Source organism: Pseudoxanthomonas putridarboris (assembly GCF_038321125.1).
GTDB lineage: Bacteria > Pseudomonadota > Gammaproteobacteria > Xanthomonadales > Xanthomonadaceae > Pseudoxanthomonas_A > Pseudoxanthomonas_A putridarboris.
The window spans coordinates 200,860-220,533 of the sequence record NZ_JBBWWT010000001.1 but is presented as its reverse complement, the minus strand read 5'-3'; the positions used below and the strand labels follow the sequence as shown (position 1 = coordinate 220,533).

The 19,674-nt window shown below is 69.9% G+C and carries 18 protein-coding genes and 1 riboswitch; of the genes, 13 read left to right on the top strand and 5 right to left on the bottom strand.

Features of this window, described 5'->3' with window-relative positions:
- The first annotated feature begins 75 nt into the window (after positions 1-75).
- The gene (locus tag AAD027_RS01020) at positions 76-1,272 is read left to right on the top strand and encodes a D-alanyl-D-alanine carboxypeptidase family protein (RefSeq protein ID WP_341724155.1); all 1,197 of its coding nucleotides are present in this window, start codon (positions 76-78) and stop codon (positions 1,270-1,272) included.
- A gap of 75 nt (positions 1,273-1,347) precedes the next feature.
- Here the strand turns inward: AAD027_RS01020 and AAD027_RS01015 are convergent, their stop codons facing one another.
- On the bottom strand, positions 1,348-2,409 hold the full coding sequence (locus AAD027_RS01015) for an NAD(P)-dependent alcohol dehydrogenase (RefSeq protein ID WP_341724154.1): 1,062 nt from the start codon (positions 2,407-2,409) through the stop codon (positions 1,348-1,350).
- A 105-nt stretch (positions 2,410-2,514) separates the two neighbouring features.
- Here AAD027_RS01015 and AAD027_RS01010 point away from each other — a divergent pair, with 105 nt between their 5' ends.
- Positions 2,515-3,429 carry a LysR family transcriptional regulator gene (locus AAD027_RS01010; RefSeq protein ID WP_341724153.1) on the top strand — a complete coding sequence of 305 codons (915 nt, stop codon included), beginning with the start codon at positions 2,515-2,517 and terminating at the stop codon, positions 3,427-3,429.
- 22 nt (positions 3,430-3,451) lie between these two features.
- On the opposite strand, the gene AAD027_RS01005 is transcribed toward AAD027_RS01010, so the two are convergent.
- Positions 3,452-4,324 carry an EamA family transporter gene (locus tag AAD027_RS01005; protein WP_341724152.1) on the bottom strand — a complete coding sequence of 291 codons (873 nt, stop codon included), beginning with the start codon at positions 4,322-4,324 and terminating at the stop codon, positions 3,452-3,454.
- 108 nt (positions 4,325-4,432) lie between these two features.
- On the opposite strand from AAD027_RS01005, the gene AAD027_RS01000 reads away from it, so the two are divergent.
- From AAD027_RS01000 to AAD027_RS00985, 4 genes are all read left to right on the top strand, one after another.
- Complete coding sequence (locus tag AAD027_RS01000) at positions 4,433-4,711, top strand: DUF493 family protein (protein ID WP_341724151.1); 279 nt, start codon at positions 4,433-4,435, stop codon at positions 4,709-4,711.
- Positions 4,699-5,367: a lipoyl(octanoyl) transferase LipB gene (gene lipB / locus AAD027_RS00995; protein ID WP_341724150.1), complete on the top strand. Its 669-nt coding sequence runs from the start codon at positions 4,699-4,701 to the stop codon at positions 5,365-5,367. Before AAD027_RS01000 ends, lipB begins: the two co-directional genes overlap by 13 nt.
- A gap of 200 nt (positions 5,368-5,567) precedes the next feature.
- Positions 5,568-8,399, top strand: a complete 2,832-nt coding sequence (gene glnE / locus AAD027_RS00990) for a bifunctional [glutamate--ammonia ligase]-adenylyl-L-tyrosine phosphorylase/[glutamate--ammonia-ligase] adenylyltransferase (protein WP_341724149.1) — start codon at positions 5,568-5,570, stop codon at positions 8,397-8,399.
- A gap of 244 nt (positions 8,400-8,643) precedes the next feature.
- A riboswitch (ZMP/ZTP riboswitch) is annotated at positions 8,644-8,724 on the top strand.
- 21 nt (positions 8,725-8,745) lie between these two features.
- Positions 8,746-9,378: a LysE family translocator gene (locus tag AAD027_RS00985; RefSeq protein ID WP_341724148.1), complete on the top strand. Its 633-nt coding sequence runs from the start codon at positions 8,746-8,748 to the stop codon at positions 9,376-9,378.
- Between the two features lies 1 nt (position 9,379).
- Here AAD027_RS00985 and AAD027_RS00980 read toward each other — a convergent pair whose 3' ends face one another.
- Positions 9,380-10,354 carry a mitochondrial fission ELM1 family protein gene (locus AAD027_RS00980; protein WP_341724147.1) on the bottom strand — a complete coding sequence of 325 codons (975 nt, stop codon included), beginning with the start codon at positions 10,352-10,354 and terminating at the stop codon, positions 9,380-9,382.
- A 130-nt stretch (positions 10,355-10,484) separates the two neighbouring features.
- Here AAD027_RS00980 and AAD027_RS00975 point away from each other — a divergent pair, with 130 nt between their 5' ends.
- From AAD027_RS00975 to AAD027_RS00955, 5 genes are all read left to right on the top strand, one after another.
- Positions 10,485-11,078, top strand: a complete 594-nt coding sequence (locus AAD027_RS00975) for a malonic semialdehyde reductase (RefSeq protein ID WP_341724146.1) — start codon at positions 10,485-10,487, stop codon at positions 11,076-11,078.
- 25 nt (positions 11,079-11,103) lie between these two features.
- Positions 11,104-11,673 carry a YceI family protein gene (locus AAD027_RS00970; protein ID WP_341724145.1) on the top strand — a complete coding sequence of 190 codons (570 nt, stop codon included), beginning with the start codon at positions 11,104-11,106 and terminating at the stop codon, positions 11,671-11,673.
- Between the two features lie 157 nt (positions 11,674-11,830).
- The gene (locus tag AAD027_RS00965; protein WP_341724144.1) at positions 11,831-12,028 is read left to right on the top strand and encodes a zinc-finger domain-containing protein; all 198 of its coding nucleotides are present in this window, start codon (positions 11,831-11,833) and stop codon (positions 12,026-12,028) included.
- A gap of 39 nt (positions 12,029-12,067) precedes the next feature.
- Positions 12,068-13,207, top strand: a complete 1,140-nt coding sequence (locus AAD027_RS00960; protein WP_341724143.1) for a glycosyltransferase — start codon at positions 12,068-12,070, stop codon at positions 13,205-13,207.
- Complete coding sequence (locus AAD027_RS00955) at positions 13,179-14,522, top strand: O-antigen ligase family protein (RefSeq protein WP_341724142.1); 1,344 nt, start codon at positions 13,179-13,181, stop codon at positions 14,520-14,522. Before AAD027_RS00960 ends, AAD027_RS00955 begins: the two co-directional genes overlap by 29 nt.
- Positions 14,523-14,529: 7 nt before the next feature.
- Here AAD027_RS00955 and AAD027_RS00950 read toward each other — a convergent pair whose 3' ends face one another.
- On the bottom strand, positions 14,530-15,468 hold the full coding sequence (locus tag AAD027_RS00950; protein WP_341724141.1) for an LpxL/LpxP family Kdo(2)-lipid IV(A) lauroyl/palmitoleoyl acyltransferase: 939 nt from the start codon (positions 15,466-15,468) through the stop codon (positions 14,530-14,532).
- A 97-nt stretch (positions 15,469-15,565) separates the two neighbouring features.
- Between AAD027_RS00950 and waaA the strand changes: the two genes are divergently transcribed.
- Positions 15,566-16,867 carry a lipid IV(A) 3-deoxy-D-manno-octulosonic acid transferase gene (gene waaA / locus AAD027_RS00945; RefSeq protein WP_341724140.1) on the top strand — a complete coding sequence of 434 codons (1,302 nt, stop codon included), beginning with the start codon at positions 15,566-15,568 and terminating at the stop codon, positions 16,865-16,867.
- Positions 16,864-18,087 (top strand): CaiB/BaiF CoA transferase family protein, encoded by a 1,224-nt coding sequence (locus AAD027_RS00940; RefSeq protein ID WP_341724139.1) that lies wholly within the window; start codon positions 16,864-16,866, stop codon positions 18,085-18,087. Before waaA ends, AAD027_RS00940 begins: the two co-directional genes overlap by 4 nt.
- A 235-nt stretch (positions 18,088-18,322) precedes the next feature.
- Here AAD027_RS00940 and AAD027_RS00935 read toward each other — a convergent pair whose 3' ends face one another.
- Positions 18,323-19,672: a TolC family outer membrane protein gene (locus AAD027_RS00935; RefSeq protein ID WP_341724138.1), complete on the bottom strand. Its 1,350-nt coding sequence runs from the start codon at positions 19,670-19,672 to the stop codon at positions 18,323-18,325.
- Positions 19,673-19,674 lie beyond the last annotated feature (2 nt).

The window sequence follows — 19,674 nt, the reverse complement described above, 5'->3', positions numbered from 1 at the left end:
AACCAACAACCAGCTTTTTGCCGCACGGCTTACAATCCCGTGCTTCAGGCCATCGCCAACCGGAGTCCGCAGCACATGAAGTTCCGTTTCGCCCTCGCCGCGCTGGCGACCACCGCCATGGGCCTTGCCTTCGCCCAGACGCCGGCTCCGCAGCCCGCGCCTGCCCAGGCATCGGACGCCGTCGCCATACCGCCCGCCCCCAAGCCCGTCGGGACCGCGTGGCTGCTGATGGACTACATTACCGGCCAGGTGCTGGCGGGCGAGAACTACAACGAGCGCGTCGAGCCGGCCAGCATCACCAAGGTCATGACCTCGTACGTGCTGGCGGCCGAGCAGAAGAACGGCAAGATCAAGCCCGACGACCAGGTGATGATGAGCGAGCGCGCCTGGCGCGAGGGCGGCGCCGGCACCGACGGCAGCTACAGCGGTTTCGCGGTCAACAAGACCGCGCCGCTGCTGGACATGGAAAAGGGCATGGCCGTGCAGTCGGGCAACGACGCCGCCATCGCGCTGGCCGAACACGCCGCGGGCAGCCAGGAAGCCTTCGCCGCGCTGATGAACAACTACGCCGCGCGGCTCGGCATGAAGGGTTCGCACTTCGTCAACGCGCACGGCCTGTCCGCGCCGGAACATTACTCCACCGCCTACGACCTGGCCCTGCTGGGCCGCGCGATGATCCGCGACTACCCGGAGGCCTACGCCTACAACAAGATCAAGGAATTCACCGTAGGCACCATCACCCAGCCCAACCGCAACCTGCTGCTGTGGCGCGACCCGTCGGTGGACGGCATCAAGACCGGCCACCACTCCGGCGCGGGCTATTGCCTGATGAGCTCGGCGCAGCGCGGCGACCAGCGCCTGATCGCGGTGGTGATGGGCTCCACCTCGGAGAAGCAGCGCGCCGACGACAGCCTGGCGCTGTTGAACTGGGGCTTCCGCTTCTACGAAACCCACCGCCTGTACGAGCCGGGCAAGGCCATCGCCACCCACCGCGTGTGGAAGGGCCAGGCCAGGGAGGCGCAACTGGGGGTGGCGCAACCGCTGCTGGTCAGCGTGCCGCGCGGAAAGTACGAGCAACTCAAGCCGACGATGGACGTGCCCAGGACGCTGGTGGCCCCGATCGCCGCGGGCCAGGCCATCGGCACGGTGAAGGTCACGCTGGACGGCAAGGTCGTCGCGCAGTCGCCGCTGGTGGCGGTGACGGCGGTGGAGGAGGCCGGCTTCTTCAAGCGCCTGTGGGATGCGTTCTGGATGTGGTGGGAGTCGGAGTGATCCGCTCCGCCCGACATGGAAGAAGCCGGCGCAAGCCGGCTTCTTCGTTTCCCGTCGCGGTCGATGGGCCGGCCGTCAGGCCGCGTCCTTTTGCAGCGACGCCATGTCGATGACGAAGCGGTAGCGCACGTCGTTCTTCAGCAGTCGTTCGTAGGCCTGGTTGACGTCCTGGATATCGACCATCTCCACGTCGCTGACGATGCCGTGCTCGGCGCAGAAATCCATCATCTCCTGCGTCTCGGCCATGCCGCCGATGGCGGAACCGGAAACCCGCTTGCGGCCCATCATCAGGTTGGCGCCGAACAAGGGCGGGGAAAGCTCGGTCAGCGCGCCCACCAGCACCAGCGTGCGGTCGCGCTTGAGCAGGGCGGCGTACGGGTTGAGGTCGTGGCTGACCGGGATGGTGTCGAGCAGGAAATCGAAGCTGGCGGCATGCGCGGCCATCGCCTCGGCATCGCCGGACAGCAGCACCTCGTCGGCGCCCAGGCGGGTGGCGTCGCGGCCCTTCTCGGGCGTGGTGGTGATCATCACCACGTGCGCGCCCATCGCCTTGGCGAACTTGACGCCCATGTGGCCCAGGCCACCCAGGCCGATGACGCCGACCTTCTGGCCCGGCTCCACCTGCCAGTGCCGCAACGGCGAATAGGTGGTGATGCCGGCGCACAGCAGCGGCGCCACGGCCTTGAGGTCGAGGCTGGCCGAGATCTTCACCACGAAGCGCTCATCGACGACGATCTGGTCGGAATAGCCGCCGAACGTGGGTTGTCCGCTGTCGCGCTCGCGACCGTTGTAGGTCAGGGTGGCGCCTTCCACGCAGAGCTGCTCCAGGTCGTCCTGGCAGTTCTGGCAATGGCGGCAGGAATCGACCATGCAGCCGACCCCGGCAAGATCGCCGGCCTTGAACTTCTTCACTCCGTTGCCGACCTCCACCACGCGCCCGACGATTTCATGCCCCGGCACCATCGGGAACAGGGCGCCGCCCCAGTGGTCGCGCGTCTGGTGCAGGTCGGTATGGCAGATGCCGGTGTAGAGGATCTCGATCCGCACGTCGTTCGGACCGGGGTCGCGGCGCTCGAAAGCGAAGGGGACCAACGGGGAATGAGGGTCGAGCGCTGCATAGCCGTGGGCGAGGAACATGGGAGGCTCCGGGAGGATTGATTTGCAATGCAAGACAATAAAGAGAGCGGCTACCCTGATGAAGCGCATTTATCGGCATGATTCATTGAAGTATCCTGCACAATCATGTCCTCGCCCGATAACCTCTCGCACCTGGCCGCCTTCGCCGCCGTGGCGCGCCACGGCAGCTTCCGCAAGGCCGGCGCCGAACTGGCGCTGTCCACGTCCGCGATCAGCTATGCCATCCGCGGCCTGGAAGAGCGGCTGGGCGTCAGCCTGTTCAACCGCACCACCCGCAGCGTGGCGCTGACCGAGGCGGGCCGGCGCTTGCTGGAGCGCCTGCGGCCGGCGCTGCGCGACGTCAGCGACGCGCTGGAAGAAATGAACAACTTCCGTACGGCGCCGGCCGGCCTGCTGCGCATCAACACCTCGCGGGCGGCCTGCCATCTCCTGGTGGCGCCGCTGATGCCGCGGTTCCTGGCGGCCTACCCGGAGATCCAGCTGGAGATCGTCGAGGACGACGGCCTGGTCGACATCGTCGGCGGCGGTTTCGACGTGGGGATCCGTTTCGAGGAAACCGTGCCCGAGGACATGGTGGCGGTACCCATCGGTCCCACCCAGCGTGTCGCCATGGTGGGCGCGCCGGCCTACTTCGCGCGGCATCCCGTTCCGCTGCATCCCGACGATCTGGCCGTGCACGACTGCATCCGTTTCCGCTTCCCGAGCGGCCGCGTCTACAAATGGGAACTGGAGAAGGAAGGCGTCGCGCTCGAACTCGACGTGCGCGGCCGGCTCACGGTGGGGACGATGGATCTCTGGGTGCGCGCCGCGCTGGACGGCGTGGGATTGGCCTTCGTGCTGGAGGACTATGTGGGCGACCTGGTCAGGGAAGGCCGCCTGGTCCGCGTGCTGGAGGAATGGTGCCCGCGCTTCCCGGGCTTCATGCTGTACTACCCGCGGCAGCGGCAGATGCCGTCGGCCCTGCGGGCCTTCATCGACCTGGTGCGCGCCACCCGGGATGCCGATTCCCCGCCCCTGTGAGGGCGTGGGCGCGACCGGGCGCTCATCCTTGCCGGCTGATGGCGATCAACACCACGGCGACGAGGGCCAGCGCGATGCCCAGCTTGTTGAGGCGGCCGAGTTTCTCGCCGAATCCCAGCGTGCCCACCAGCGTGCCCAGGACGACCACGCCCAGGTTCATGGTGGCGAACACCACCGCGGGATTGTCGGGCAGGGCGCGATGCGCCTTCACGTAGAACAGGATGTTGCCGAAGTTGCTCGCGCCCACCAGGAGGCCGGCCGACAAGGCGGGCAGCGTGGGCCGCACCCCGCGCCGCGCGATGCGCCAGAGTTGCCACAGGCACATCACCGCGAAGGCGCCGGCGAACGCGAACAGCAGCGACGCAGCGAATGGCGTTCCCGACATCGCGATGCGCTTGAGCAGGATGTCCACGCCGGCGTAGCCCAGCAGCACGGTCAGCGGCAGCAGCCAGCGCGAAGACCTGGAAGCGCGCTCCGGCCCGCTGCCGCCATCGCGCGCGACGATGCCGGCGATCGCCAGCAGCCCCAGGCCCAGCCCCGCAAGCTTCAGGCCGTCGGCGGTCTCGCCGAAGAACAGGAAGGCCGCCGCCAGCGACACCATCAGCGACAGCCGTTGCGCCACGTCGGTGCGGACGATGCCGGCCACCCTCACCGAGGCCGCCATCGCCAGGAAGATGCCCGGCAGCAGCAGGGCCAGCAACACCAGCGATGCGATGGGCGTGCCGGGATCGTGCAGTGCGGCCAGCGGCGGGTCCAGCAGGCCCAGGCACAGCAGCAGCGCCGCCAGGTAGTTCCACGTGATGATCTGCGGGACATCGATGCCGCGCCCGTACGCCAGCTTCAACACGACCGAGACCAGCACGCTGCACAGGACGCTGACGATCAGGAAAGGCATGGCATGGCCGGTGGGGAGGGAGGGCGATTATCGCGCCTGACCGCCATATGCGCGGCCCGGGAACGGCTTCGACTTGGCTTTCGCCGCCGGCGTCCCAATAATCCGCCCATGGAAATCAAATCCGACAACCCCGACCACGGCTTCCAGTTCCCCGGCACCTTCGAGCTCAGCGCGATGGGCGCCGCCGGCGCCGGCCTGGAGAGCGAACTGCCGCGCCTGCTGGAATCGGCCGGCGTGCAGGTGGAGCACGAGAGCATCTCGTGGAAGCATTCGTCCAACGGCCGGTTCGTGTCCGTGCGCATCGCCTTCCGCGCCGAGAGCCGCGAACAGTACGACGCCGCGCATACGGCGTTGCGCGACCATCCGGAAGTGAAGTGGACGCTGTGACCGCGCCCTGCCGCGTCCGCGAACTGGGCCGCCAACCCTACGAGCCGGTGTGGCGCGCGATGCAGCGCTTCACCGACGCGCGCAACGACGCCACGCCGGACGAACTCTGGCTGGTCGAGCACGATCCGGTATTCACCCTGGGACAGGCCGGCAAGGACGAGCACGTCCTCGCGCCCGGCGACATCCCGGTGGTGCACGTGGACCGCGGCGGCCAGGTGACCTACCACGGCCCGGGCCAGATCGTGGCCTATCCGCTGTTCGACCTGAAGCGGCTGAAGGTGGGCGTGCGCGACTACGTCTGCAGGATCGAGCAGTCCATCATCGATACGCTGGCCGAATGGAACATCGAGGCCGCGCGCAAGGACGGCGCGCCGGGCGTGTACGTGGCCGGTGCCAAGATCGGCGCGCTCGGCATCCGTGTGCGCCGCGGCTGCACCTTCCATGGCCTGTCCTTCAACATCGCGATGGACCTTGAGCCGTTCCACCGCATCAATCCCTGCGGTTACCAGGGCCTGCAGGTCGTTTCGCTGGCCGACCTGGGCGGCCCGTCGGGCATGGACGAGGTGAAGCCGGTGCTGCTGAGGCACATGGCGCAGCAGTTCGGCCTGTCATTGAGGCACGAGGATGCATTGCCGGACCTGTCGCAGGCGGCCTGACCGTTTCCTGTAGGAGCGCCCCATGGGCGCGATGCTTTCCACACATCTCACCAAGAGCATCGCGGCCAAGGCCGCTCCTACAAAACCCTTGCCTTGTAGGAGCGCCCTCGGGCGCGATGCTGTCGCCTGCACCATCGCGGAATGGAGAACATCGCGCCCATGGGGCGCTCCTGCGATCCGCCATGCCACAATCGGCCGGCATGAACGACACTCCTGTTTCCCTCGCGGATGAACTCGACGCGCTGGTCGCGCGCGGCATCGAACGCCTGCGTGCCGCATCGCCGGACCATGCGGCAAGCCTGTCCGATGCGGCCGCCGTGGCGCGCGTCGCGAAAGTGATCGCCGCCAGCGACTTCGCACTGGAAACGCTGCGCCGCCAGCCGGAGCTGCTGAAGGCGCTGTTGCAGGATGACGGCCATGCGCCATGGCCGGTGCCTGCGCTCACCGCCGACAACACCCCGCTATGGCCGGAACTGCTGCGCCGTCATCGCGCGGCCGAATCCACGCGCCTGGTCTGGCGCGACGTGCACGGCCTGGACGACGTGGACGCCACGCTGGCCGGCACTACACGGCTGGCCGAGGTCTGCCTGCAAACCGCGCTGGAAGCGCTGGAAGCCGAGTTCGCGCAACGCCATGGCGTGGTGCGCGCGGCCGATGGTAGCGTGCAGCGGCTGGTGGTGTTCGGCCTGGGCAAGCTGGGCGGCGGCGAACTGAATTTCTCTTCCGACATCGACCTGGTCTACGCCTACCCGCAGGGCGGCGAGTCCGATGGCGCGCGCCCGCTGGCCGCGGAGGACTATTTCGCGCGGCTGGGACAACGGCTGGCGAAGCTGCTGGACGAGCCCACCGTGGACGGCTTCTGCCATCGCGTCGACCTGCGCCTGCGGCCGTTCGGCAACGCCGGGCGGGTGGCGCTGTCGTTCGCCGGCATGGACCAGTACTTCCAGCGCGAGGGCCGCGACTGGGAACGCTACGCCTGGCTGAAGGCGCGCGCGGTGGCCGGCGACATCGAGGCGGGCGAGGGCTGGTTGCAGTCGTTGCGCCCGTTCGTCTACCGCCGCTACCTGGACTTCACCGCGCTCGACGGCCTGCGCGAAATGAAGGCGGCCATCGCGGCGGAAGTCGCGCGGCGCGAACTGGCCGACGACATCAAGCGCGGGCCAGGCGGCATCCGCGAGATCGAGTTCCTGGTGCAGGCCCTGCAGCTGATCCGCGGCGGCCGCGAAGCGGCGCTGCGCGAACGCCGCCTGCGGGTCGCGCTGCCCGCGCTGGTCGCCACGCGGCAGGTGTCGGAAGAAGAAGGCCGAGCGCTGGCCGCCGCCTACCGTTTCCTGCGCCGACTGGAGAACCGCCTGCAGATGCTGCGGGATGCGCAGACGCATGCGCTGCCCGACAGCGCCATCGACCGCCTGCGGATCGCGCGCGGCCTCGAATACGCCGACTGGGACGCATTGCGCGACGCGCTGGACGCGCAGCGCGCGCGGGTCTCGACCGAATTCGCCGAGCTGCTGGCGCCCCGCCGCCGCGATGCCGAGCCGGGTGCGCTGGCGCAGTACTGGCGCGCATTGCCGGAAGGCGGCGAAGCCGGAACGCTGGCGAGTGCGGGCTTCCACGACGCGGCGGGGGCCGATGCCGCGCTGCGCGAATTCGCGCGGTACTCCGGCGTGCGCGCTTTGTCCGATGCCTCGCGTGCGCGCCTGGACCGCGTGCTGCCCGCACTGCTGGAAGCCTGTGTGCGTTCGTCGCAGCCGGATGCAGCATTGCGGCGCGTGCTGAGCCTGCTGCAGGCCATCCTGCGCCGCGCCAGCTACCTGGCATTGCTGGACGAACAGCCCAGTGCGCTGGCGCGACTGGTGGACGTGCTCGCGCGCAGCGCCTTGCTGGCCGAACGCCTGGCCCTGTATCCATTGCTGCTGGACGAATTGCTGGATACGCGCGTGTCCGGCCCGTTGCCCGACCGCGCGCAGATGCGGGCCGAGTGCGAAGCGGCATTGCAGGAAGACGATCCCGAACTGCTGCTGCGTTCGCTCAACGAACGGCGCCTGGCCTTGAGTTTCCGCGTGGCGATGGCCGCGCTGGACGGGCGCCAGCCGGCGCGCGAAAGCACGCGGCGGCTGGCGTGGCTGGCCGACGAGGTGGTGCGCATCGTATTGCGCGTCGCGCAGCAGGACGTGGCGGTGGCGCACGGCGCGGTGCCGGGCGGCCGCTTCGCGATCCTGGGTTACGGCAGCCTGGGCGGCGAGGAACTGGGCTTCGGTTCGGACCTGGACCTGGTGTTCCTGTTCGATGCGCCCGCCGGCGCGGAGTCCAAGCCTGCCCCCGCGCAGGCGGGGGGCGCCCGCCCTCTGGAGGCGGGGCGCTGGTATGCGCGCCTGGCGCAGAAGATCGTCGCGCTGCTGGGCGCGGTGACCGGCGCGGGCCGGCTGTACGACGTGGACGTGCGGCTGCGGCCGGACGGCGCCAAGGGCCTGCTGGTGTCGTCGCTGGGCAGTTACCGCGACTACCAGCGCGAGCGCGCCTGGACCTGGGAACACCAGGCGCTGGTGCGCGCGCGCGGCGTGGCCGGCGACGCGGCGTTGCTGGCCGCGTTCGAACAGATCCGTTCGCAGACGCTGGCCGCGCCGCGCGATTCACGGAAGCTGCGCGAGGACGTGGTCAACATGCGCGCCCGCATGCGCGCCGAGCTGGACCGCGGCGATGCCGCGCGCTTCGACCTGAAGCAGGGCGCGGGCGGCCTGGTCGACCTGGAATTCCTGCTGCAGTACCTGGTGCTGCGCGAATCCGGCGCGCATCCCGCGTTGCTGTCGCCACGCGATACGCCGGGCCTGATCGAGGCGATGGCGCGGGCTGGCCTGCTGTCGGCGGAGGAAGCCGATGCCCTGGCCCAGGTGCATGGCGCCTTCGTGGCCGAAGGCCTGGCCTGCACGCTGGATCGACGCCCGCGGCTGGTGGCCGAGAACGCCACGCTCGCCGCGGCCCGCGCGCTGGTCGTCCGTACCGCCGCGGCGCACGGGCTGGTGTTCGCTTCCTGAGAACCTGTTCACGATTTCGAGAAGCGCGGCCGGTATTCGAGAAAAAGACCCGTCATTCCGGCGAAAGCCGGAACCTAGTGTCTTTGCTATTCGGAATGCTCGCGTCGGCTCAATGAAAGTCGCTGGGTTCCGGCTTGACCAGCCATTCGACTGTTGAAAGCCGCCGGAATGACGAACTCCTTTTTCGAAATCGTGAACAGGTTCTGAGCGGCGCTTGCCTCGCGCCCGTGCGGGCCGCTACCCTGCATGCCCGCGTGACTGGCGCCTGGAGGGAGCACCCTCGGGAAGCGCGGGCATCGCCGCGCCGCGCGCCTGGGCACCCCATCCTTCCGACAGGAGATGCGTCGTGCCCGAATCCTCCCAACTGTTCGCATTCGCGCTGATCGCGCTCGGCATGGTGCTGACGCCAGGGCCGAACATGATCTACCTGGTGTCGCGCTCGATCAGCCAGGGCCCGCGTGCGGGGCTGGTATCGCTGACCGGCGTCGCCGCCGGATTCGTCGTCTACATGCTCTGCGCCGCCTTCGGCATCACCGCGCTGCTGATGACGGTGCCGTACGCCTACGACGCGCTGCGCATCGCCGGTGCCGTCTACCTGCTTTACCTGGCGTGGCAGGCCTTGCGTCCCGGCGGACGTTCGCCGCTGCAGGTGCGCGAACTGCCGGCGGACGGTCCGCGCAGGCTGTTCCTGATGGGGCTGCTGACCAATCTGCTGAACCCCAAGATCGCCGTGCTCTACCTGTCGCTGCTGCCGCAGTTCATCGACCCGGCGCGCGGCGACGTGCTGACGCAATCGCTGGTGCTGGGTTCGACGCAGATCGCCATCAGCCTGGTCGTCAATGCGCTGATCGCGCTGTTCGCGGGCAGCTTCGCCGTGTTCCTGGCGCAGCGGCCATTCTGGGCCAACGCCCAGCGCTGGCTGATGGGCACGGTGCTGGCCGCGCTGGCGGTGCGGATGGCAACGGAAACCCGGCGCTGAATCACAACCCCAGCCGGTCCTGTACTTCCGCCACCACGCGCGCGGTTTCGCGCAGCGGTTGCGCGTCGAAGGGCGCCAGTGCGCCGTCCATCGCGCGGATGCGTCCGTGTCGTAGCAGCGCTTCGAGGAAGCGGTGCGGACGGCCGCCGATGCGCTGAGGTTCGAACACGTGCACGGGGACGGACGTGGCGCAGGCCTCGGACAGCATGTTGACCGAATCCGGCGTGCAGACGATGCGGTCGGCCCAGGCCAGCAGGCCGGGGTAGGGGTTGGGTCCATCGTCTTCGCTGCACCAGAGCAGCGCATGCGGGGAATCGCGGCGCGAACGCAGCGCCTGTACCACGTCCGCCGGCGTGCGGCGCGAGACGGTCGCCAGCAGACTACCGCCGTCCCTCGCCAGTGTGCGCTCCAGATGCCCCCATAGCCGGTCGAAGGCGGCACGGTCGAAGACGTAGTGCGCGCTGGGACCGCCCAGCAGCAGTGCCGTGCGCGGGGCGGGCAGGTCGGCGAAGGCGGCGAACCGCGTCCGCGCTTCGGCCAGCCAGGCGTCGTCCACGGGATTCAGGCTGCCGGTCAGGGTGATGACGTTGGCGCCGCGCAGGCCGTCGTGTTCCGGCGCGATCACCAGGTCCCAGTGCGCCGGGTCGGTGCGCGGGTCGAGTATCTGGATACTCCGGGCGCCACGCTCGCGCAGCAGCCGCGTGGCCAGGGCCGCCTGCCGGCCGCAGCCGATGGCGAGTTCCGGGGCCGCCCGCAGTGCGGCAGCGAAGCCGTCGCCGAACGCATGTTCGGCGCCCGGAAGCCGGCGCGGCGCGGCCCAGCGCCACGGCGCCCGGGGTCCCAGCACCCATTCGCGGGCGCCCTCCATGCCCAGCCCGCGGGCCAACGACCGTGCCTGCCGCACATTGCCGGCATGGCCGTCGGTCAGGGTCCAGAGGTGGCGGGAATCCGGGCTGGGCAGGGTTGTTCGTTCCACTGGTTAAAACAATCCGTTCCGGGACGGTTGGATGTTGCCATAGTCAGGACACTCTACACTGGCCTTCTCGCTCGCCGCGCATGTTGCCGCGAGCCGGTCCCCTTCCCGTCCACTCTTCCCAGGTATCGCCATGTCCGAAGCCCTCAATGCCGCCGCACTGGACCAGCTCTTCCGCACCGCCCGCACCCAGAACGCCTTCCTGGACAAGCCGGTCGAGGACGCCCAGCTGCACGCGCTCTACGAACTGGTGAAGTGGGGGCCGACCGCGGCCAACACCACGCCGGCCCGTTTCGTGTTCGTCAAATCGCAGGAAGCCAAGGCCAGGTTGGCGCCGGCGCTGGACGAGGGCAATCTTAAGAAGACCGTGGCCGCGCCGGTGACCGCGATCATCGGCTTCGACGAGGATTTCCACGAGAAGACGCCTTACCTGTTCCCGCACGTGCCCGATGCCAAGAGCTGGTTCGAGGGGCCGCGCGAGAACCGCCACGTCGTGGCCTTCCGCAACGGCAGCCTGCAGGGCGCCTACCTGATCATCGCCGCGCGCGCGCTCGGCCTGGATGCCGGCCCGATGTCCGGCTTCGACAACGCCAAGGTCGATGAAGCCTTCTTCGCCGGCACCGCCATCAAGTCCAATTTCCTGGTCAATCTGGGCTACGGCGACCCGGCCGGCGTGTTCCCGCGCCTGCCGCGCCTGAGCTTCGACGAAGCCGCCCGCATCGCCTGATCCACCACCCCTGGAGATTCCCATCATGCGCAAGACCCTGCTCGCCGCCGCCCTGTTCGCCCTCGCCGGTTCCGCTTTCGCCGCCCCGGTCACCTACAAGCTCGACCCCACCCATACCGACGTGATCGCGCAGTGGAACCATTTCGGTTTCTCCAATCCCAGCGCCCACTTCGGTGAAGCCGACGGCGTGCTGGTCTACGACGCCGACAATGTGTCGGCCTCCAGCGTGCAGGTCACGCTGCCGCTGTCGGCGCTGAACGGCTTCTCCGCCAAGTTCGACGAACACCTGCGCAGCGCCGACTTCTTCGACGCGGCCCAGTTCCCGGCCGCCAGCTTCAAGAGCACGAAGGTCGAAGCCGCCGGCGAAGGCAAGCTGACCGTCACCGGCGACCTGACCATCAAGGGCATCACCAAGCCCGTCGTGCTGGACGTGACGCTGAACAAGGTCGCCGAACACCCGATCAGGAAGGTGCCGGCGATCGGCTTCGACGCCACCGCCACGGTCAAGCGCAGCGACTTCGGCGTGGGCGCCTACGCGCCGGTGGTCAGCGACGAGGTCAAGCTGACCATCACCACCGAAGCCACGGCCGAGTAAGCGCAACGCACGCCGGCCTCCCTCCCCCGGCCGGATTGCCGGAAACGCCGTCCCGCGCACGCGGGGCGGCGTTTTTCGTGGCGCGGCGCGGGTTTCCTTGGGCGCGCGTGGTGCGGCTGGTAGACTGGCGGCCCCGTTCCACCCGCCTCCGCACGCCATGAGCCAGACCGCCACCGCGCCCGCCAATGCCGAGAAGCGCTACACCGTGCACCGCGCGGACCTGCCGCTGAGCTGCCCGCTGCCGTCGATGGCGCTGTGGAACTCGCACCCGCGCGTGTACCTGCCGATCGAGGATGCGCCCGGCGGCGACGTGCAGTGCCCCTATTGCGGCTCGCACTTCGTCCTGGCCGACTGACCCGGATCCGATGGGGTCGCGCGCGCCGGCGATGCGCCCATGCGGCGACTGACCGTCGTCCAGCTGCTGCCGGCCCTGCAATCCGGCGGCGTCGAGCGCTCAACGCTGGAAATCGCCGACGCGCTGGTGCGCGCCGGCCACCGCGCCATCGTCGTTTCCGCCGGCGGCCGCCTGTTGCCAGCGTTGCAGGAGACCGGCGCCGAACACGTCGCCCTGGACATCGGCCGCAAGTCGCTGCTGGCGCTGCGCCACGTGCCGGCGTTGCGGCGCCTGTTCGCCGGGGTGGGCGCCGACATCGTGCACGCGCGCTCGCGCCTGCCGGCCTGGCTGGGCCTGTGGGCGCTGCGCGGCATGCCGGCGGCGAAGCGGCCGCGCTTCGTCACCACCATGCACGGCCTGAATTCGCCCGGCCGCTACAGTGCCGTGATGACTTACGGCGAGCGGATCGTCTGCGTGTCGGACATGGTGCGGCGCTACCTGCTGCAGCACTATCCGCGCACCGATCCGGGCAAGCTGGCGGTGATCCCGCGCGGCATCCAGCCCGAACAGTTCCCCCGCGCGCCTCATCCCGACCGCGAAGCGCGCGCGTGGGCTGTCGCCCGGCATCCATCGCTGGGCGGCGATGGCCCGCTGCTGCTGTTGCCCGGCCGGGGCACGCGCCTGAAAGGGCACGCGGATGCGCTGCGCCTGCTGGCGACGGTGCGACGCGCTGGTCACGATGCGCGGTTGTGGCTGCCCGGTGCGCGCGAGGCGGGCCGCGAAGCGTATCTGCTGGAACTGGAAGCGGAATGCGCGCGCCTCGGCATCGCCGATGCGGTGGCCTTCACGCCGCCCACGCCGGAAATCGCGCGCGCCTACGCCGCATGCGACCTCGTCCTGCAGTTGTCGCGCAAGCCGGAATCCTTCGGCCGCACCGTGATCGAAGCGCTGTCCGTGGGCCGGCCCGTCGTCGGCTGGGCGCATGGGGGCGTCGGCGAACTGCTTGCGCAGCTGCAGCCGCAGGGTGCGGTGGCGCCCTTCGACGAAGCCGCGTTGGCCGATGCCGCACAGGCGCTGCTTGCCCGTCCACCGCCGCCATTGGCTACGATGGACGCTTACAGCCTGCGCGCCATGCAGGACGCCACGCTGGCCCTTTACCAAGATCTCGTCGATGACCTACCCATCCGTCCCACCGGCTGACCCGTCTCCGTCCTCGCCGGCACCCGCGCAGGGCTGGCGCTGGGCGCCGGCCTGGGTGTTGACCTTCGTCGCCCTGTGGCCGGCGCCGGGCTACGCCGAAGGGGTGATGGTGCTGGGCGCGCTGGCCGCGATCGTCCGGCTGCTGCTGGGCCGCTTCCGTGGCGGCACGAAGCTGCTCAGCGGCCCGGCCTGGGCGCTGACCAGCGCCTTGTTCGTGGCGTATTGGGCGCCGCAGCTGATTTCCGCGATCGATGCGGTGGATGCGCCGCGCGCATTGCGCGAATCGCTGGTCGATCTGCGCTATCTGCCGTTCCTCTGGCTGGTGGCCGCCGCCGTGGCCAACGATGGCGCGCGCCGCACCACGATGCGCGGGTTGGCGATCATCGTGGCGATCTGGACGCTCGATGCGCTGGCGCAGGTCGTGTTCGGCACCAGCCCGCTGTTCTGGAGCCTGGATCAGCTGAAGCAACTGATCAGCGGCCGGCCGATGTGCAGGCCGGAAGAGATCGCCGGGCTGGATCGCCTCAGCGGTTTCCTGGGCCCATGCAACCTGAAACTGGGCGTGGTGCTGGCGAGCCTGTCGCCGTTCCTGCTGTTCGCCGCGGCCCGACGCCTGGATGTGGGGGGCTGGCTGCTCGCCGCTGCCGCCGTGGGCACGGTCGTCCTGCTGGCGGGTGCGCGCGCCGCGTGGATCACCTACGCGCTGGTGCTGCTGTTCTCGGGCTGGCGCCTGCTGGGCTGGAAGCGGCTGGTCGGCGTGTTCGCCTTCGGCGCCTTGCTGCTGGGCATGCTGGCCACGGCGTCGCCGCAGCTGCGCGAGCGCGTGCTGCGCACCACGCATGCGTTGACGTCGGAGGAGTCCGGCGTGGACACCGCGCTGTCGGGCCGCGCGCAGATCTGGTCGGCCGCCGGCTGCATGATCGCGCGGCACCCGGTCAACGGCGTGGGCGCACGGGGCTTCCGTGAAGCCTACCCGGCGTGCGACGCCAGCCCCGGACACCGCCCGGCCTGGGGCGAGGGCCCTGCGTTGCACGCGCACCAGATCGTGCTGGAAGTGCTCAGCGAGACCGGTGTGATCGGCCTGCTGCTGTGGCTGGCCGGCGCGGCGCTGGCCTGGCGGGCCTGGCGCTACGCCACGCCGCGGGCGAAGGAGCGCGCGCGGCCGGCGATGCTGGCGCTGGCGGTGACGGTGTTCCCGTTCAACACGCACCTGGCGTTCTATTCGACCTTCTGGGGCGGGCTGACGTTGCTGCTGGCGGCCCTGTATGCCGGCAGCCTGCTGGCGCGGGACGACGCCGACGCCGAGCAAGCCTGAGCGGGCATCAGGTCGATGCGCCGTCGCGGCGGTAGAGCTGTCGCGGCGCGCTGTCGGGCTGGCGCTTGAAGCGGCGGTGGATCCACAGGTACTGCGCGGGCGCCTCGCGCACCATCGCCTCGATCTGCGCGTTGACGCGCGCGCTGTCGGCGGTGGCGTCGGCGGACGGGAAATCCTCCAGCGGCGGCGCCACCCGCAGGATATAGCGGCTGCCTTCGCGCCGGTGGAAGAACGGCACCACCGCGCAGCCGGTCAGCCGCGCCAGTTGGTGGGTGGCGGTGATAGTGGCCGCCGGCACGCCGAAGAACGGTGCGAACACCGTGTCCTTGCCGCGCATGTCCTGGTCGGGCGCGTACCACAGGAACCCGCCCTGCTTGAGATGCCGCACCGCACCGCGGATCTCCTCGTTGGTGAACATGTGCTGCGCATAGCGCAGGCGGCCGCGCTTGACCGCCCACTCGAACACCGGGCTGTCGTGGCGGCGGTACATGCCGGCCAGCGGCGCGTGGTCGCACATCAGCCGGCCGCAGATCTCCAGCGTCATGAAGTGCCCGGACACCATCAGCACGCCGCGCTTCTGCGCCTGCAGCGCGCGCAGGTGTTCCAGGCCCTCGACCACCACATCGCGCCGCATCGGTGCGATGGAGCCCCACCAGGCGCGGACGAACTCGAACAGGCCGACGCCCAGCGCGGAGAAGCTTTCGTGCAGCAACGCCTTGCGCTGCGCCGGCGTCCAGTCGGGGAAGCACAACGCCAGGTTGACCTCCGCCGCATGCCGGCGCGACGGCGCCAGCCACGGCGCGACCGCGCCGATCATGCGCCCCAGCCCGCGCTGCAATGCCCACGGCAGGCGTGCGGCCGCCACCATCACGCCCAGGGCCAGCCACATCGGCCAGTTGCGCGGAGTGAAGAAGGAGGGACGTTCGTTCTTGTCGTGGTCGGCCATCCCCCGATTCTAGGTTCTCGGCCCGGTCCGGGGAACCGCGCCACGACGCTTGCGATGCGCAGTGACAGGCCTGCGCGGCGTGCCTATCCTTGTGCCGATGCCGAAGACCCTGACCGAGCGACTGTTGCGTGGCCTGTATTCCGCCACGCTGTACCTGCTGACGCCGGTGACGGTCTACCACCTGATCTGGCGGGGCTTCCGCTTCACCGAGTACTTCCAGCGCTGGGACGAGCGCTACGGCCGCTACGACACGCCCGCCGAGCCGATGGACGTCTGGCTGCACGCGGTGTCGGTGGGCGAGGTGAACGCGGCGGCGCCGGTTGTCGACGCGTTGCTGCGCCAGCAGCCCGGCCTGCGCATCGTGGTCACCACCATCACCCCGACCGGCTCAGAACGCGTGCGGGCGCTGTGGGGCGAACGGGTAAGGCACGTGTATGCGCCGTACGACCTGCCCGGGGCCGTCGGCCGCTTCCTGCAGCATTACCGGCCGCGCGTGGCGCTGGTGATGGAAACCGAACTGTGGCCCAACCTGCTGTTCGGCTGCCACGATCGCGGCATTCCCGCCTACATCCTCAACGCGCGCCTGTCCGCGCGCTCGTTGCGCGGCTACAGCGTGCTGCGGCCGCTGATCGCGCGCGCGCTGCGCACGGTGAAGCAGGTCGCCGCGCAATCGGCCGACGACGCCGGCCGGTTCGTGCAGTTGGGCGCGGAGGCCGCGCAGGTGCGCGACATCGGCAACCTGAAGTTCGACATCCCGGTGCCGGACAGCGTGCCGGGCTTCGTGGCCGGCTATCGCGCACGCCCCGGGGCGATGCGGCGCACCTGGATCGCCGCCAGTACGCACGAGGACGAAGAGGACGCCGTCCTGCAGATCCACCGGCGCCTGCGCCGGCATTGGCCCGATCTGCTGCTGCTGTGGGCGCCGCGCCATCCGGAACGCTTCCCGCGCGTGGTGGAAGCGTCGCGCGAGGCGGGCTGGCGCGTGGCGACGCGGCGCATCGACCGATGGCCGACGCCGGACTGCGATGTGTTCGTAGTCGACACGCTGGGCGAACTGATGGCGTTCTACGCCTGCGCCGACGTCGCCTTCGTCGGCGGCAGCCTGCAACCCGTCGGCGGGCACAACCTGCTGGAACCCGCGGCGGTCGGCACGCCGGCCGTGACTGGCCCGCACCTGCACAACTTCACCGAGATCGCCCGCCGCCTGAAGGAAGCCGATGCGCTGGAGGTCGCCGCGGATGCGCAGGGCGTCGGCGATGCCATCGAGCGCCTGCTGCGGGACGACGGATTGCGCCAGCGCATGGCGGACAACGGCCGCGCGCTGGTCGAGCATGGCCGCGGCGCGCTCGGCCGCACCCTGGCCATGATCGCGCCGGAACTGCCGGCCCCGTCGCCATGACCGCCGGGAAGACGCCGTTGCCGCTGGCCGGCATCCGCGTGCTCGACCTGACCCGCGTGCTGGCCGGCCCGTGGTGCACGCAGACGCTGGCGGACCTGGGCGCGGACGTCATCAAGATCGAACGCCCCGGCCACGGCGACGACACCCGCGGCTGGGGACCGCCGTTCCTGCGCGATGGCGAAGGCGGCGAAACCGCCGAGTCGGCCTATTTCCTCTGCGCGAACCGCAACAAGCGCTCGCTCTCGGTGGATATTTCCCGGCAGGAAGGGCAGGCGGTCATCCGCCGGCTGGCCGCGCGCTGCGACGTGCTGGTGGAGAACTTCAAGCTCGGCGACATGGCGCGCCACGGCCTGGATGCGGCCACGCTGCGCGCGGTCGATCCGCGCCTGGTCTACTGCTCGATCACCGGTTTCGGACAGGATGGGCCGTACGCAACGCGCGCCGGCTACGACTTCGCCGTGCAGGGACTGGGCGGCCTGATGAGCGTCACCGGCGCGGCCGGCGGCGAACCGCAGAAGGTCGGCGTGGCCGTCGCGGACCTGTTCGCCGGCATGTACGCCACGGTCGCGATCCTGGCGGCGCTGCGCCATCGCGATGCGACGGGCGAAGGGCAGGCGATCGATCTTTCCCTGCTGGACGCGCAGGTCGCGATGCTCGCCAACCTGGGCAGCCACTACCTGGTGGCGGGCGAGGTACCGCCGCGGCAGGGCAACGCCCACGCCAACATCGTGCCGTACCAGGTGTTCGCGGTCGCCGATGGGCACGTCGTCGTCGCGGTGGGCAACGACCGCCAGTTCGCGCGGCTGTGCGAACTGCTGGACGAACCGGCGTTGGTCGGCGACGAGCGCTGTGCCGCCAATGCCGCACGGGTCAGGCACCGCGATGCGCTGGTACCGCGGTTGCAGGAGAAGTTCATGCGGCGAACCAGGGCCGACTGGCTGTGTCGGCTCGAAGCGGCGGGCATCCCGTGCGGACCCGTCAACGACCTCGCCGACGTGTTCGCCGATCCGCAGGTGCGGGCACGCGGCATGGTGGTGGACATGGCGCACCCGCATGAGCCGGCGTTGCCGCTGGTGGCCAGTCCGCTGAAGTTCTCCGCCACGCCGGTGCGGTACCGCCATGCGCCGCCGACATTGGGCCAGCACACCGGAGAACTGCTGCTGGAATTCGGATACTCGGCGCAGGAGATCGACGCGTTGCGCGAACAGGGCGCGGTCTGATCGCATGCCATGCAGGTAAAGATGTGGGAGCGACGTGAGTCGCGACCGCGCCCCGATAGCCATTCACCATGCATGATGTCGAGCGCGCCGCAGCGCGCCCGGATGGTGAACAACCACTCTCGACGCAGATGTCCATGGCGCGTGGCCGCGACTCACGTCGCTCCTGCAGGGGATGCAGAAACAGCAACGGCGGGACTGCCCCGCCGTCGTGCATGCCATCGAGTGCGGCGATGGCTTACTGCGTCGTCGTCTCCGGGTTGGCCAGGCGCGCCTCGGCGTCGGCGGTCAGCAGGCGGTTCACGTCCTGCACGTCCGCGCCATCCAGCGTGCCGGCGGCCTGTTCCAGCAGCAGGCGGTTCTGCAGGAACTGGTACTTGGAACGGGCGAACTCGACCTGCGCCTGGAACAGCGTGCGCTGGTTCTGCAGCACGTCCAGCACGGTGCGGGTACCGACTTCCAGGCCGACCTGCGAGGCGTCCAGTGCGCTCTTCGCGGACACCACCGCCAGGCGACGGGCTTCCACTTCGCTCACGCCGGCGACCAGCGCCTGGTAGGCGTTGCTGGTGTTGCGGACCAGTGCGCGGCGGGTCTGCTCCAGGCCATCGGCGGCGCGGTCGCGCTGGGCCAGCGCCTGGCGCACGCCGGACTGGGTGGCGCCGCCGGCGAAGATCGGCACGCGCAGGGTGACGCCCCAGTTGTAGCCCTCGACGTCTCTCGAAAGGGTGCCGCCCACGGAGTCCCAGCTGGTCCCGTTGGTGTAACCGCCACCGAGGCTCAGTGTCGGGTAGTGGCCGGCGCGCGCGCTGGACACGCCGAACTGTGCGGATTCCAGCTGGAATTCCGCCGACTTCAGGTCGGGATTCTGTTCCAGCGCGCGGGAGACCCACACGTCGGCGGTCTGGTCGACCGGCAGCTCCGGGCGGAACTCGTCCGGCAGGCCTCGCAGGCCGGTGATCGGCTGGCCGGTGATCTCGGCCAGCGCGCGGTAGCTGTCGTCCAGCGCGTTGCGGGCCAGGATGGTGTTGGCGCGCGCGCTGTCGTACTCCGCGCGGGCTTCGTGGACGTCGGTGATCGGGGCCAGGCCCACGTCCAGGCGCTTCTGCGCGTAGTCGAACTGCTTCCGCGAGGCGGCTTCGTTGGTCTCGGCGGCGGCCAGCGACTCGATGCCGATCAGCACGTTGAAGTAGGCGGCCGAAGTGCGGGTGATCAGCTCGCTGTTCGCCGAGGCCAGGTCGTAGTCGGCGGCATTGCTGATGGCCTTCTGCCCGCGCAGGTTGGCGATCCGGCTCCAGTCGAAGATCGTCTGGCTGATGTCCACGCCATAGGTGCGGCCCTTGCCGTCGCCGGTGGGGCTGCCGGGGCGGCTGCTGTGGTCGAGGCGGTAGCTGGCGCTGCCATCGACCTGCGGCAGCAGTGCGGCGCGCGCCTGCACCGCGCCTTCCTTGTCGATCAGGCGGGTGGATTCGGCGATGGAAAGCTGCGGATCGCCGGCGCGGGCCAGCTCATAGGTCTGCATCAGGTCGGTGGCGTTGGCCGCGAACGGCAAGGCCAGGGCGAGCGCGAGTACGAGGGGGCGGCGGCTCATGC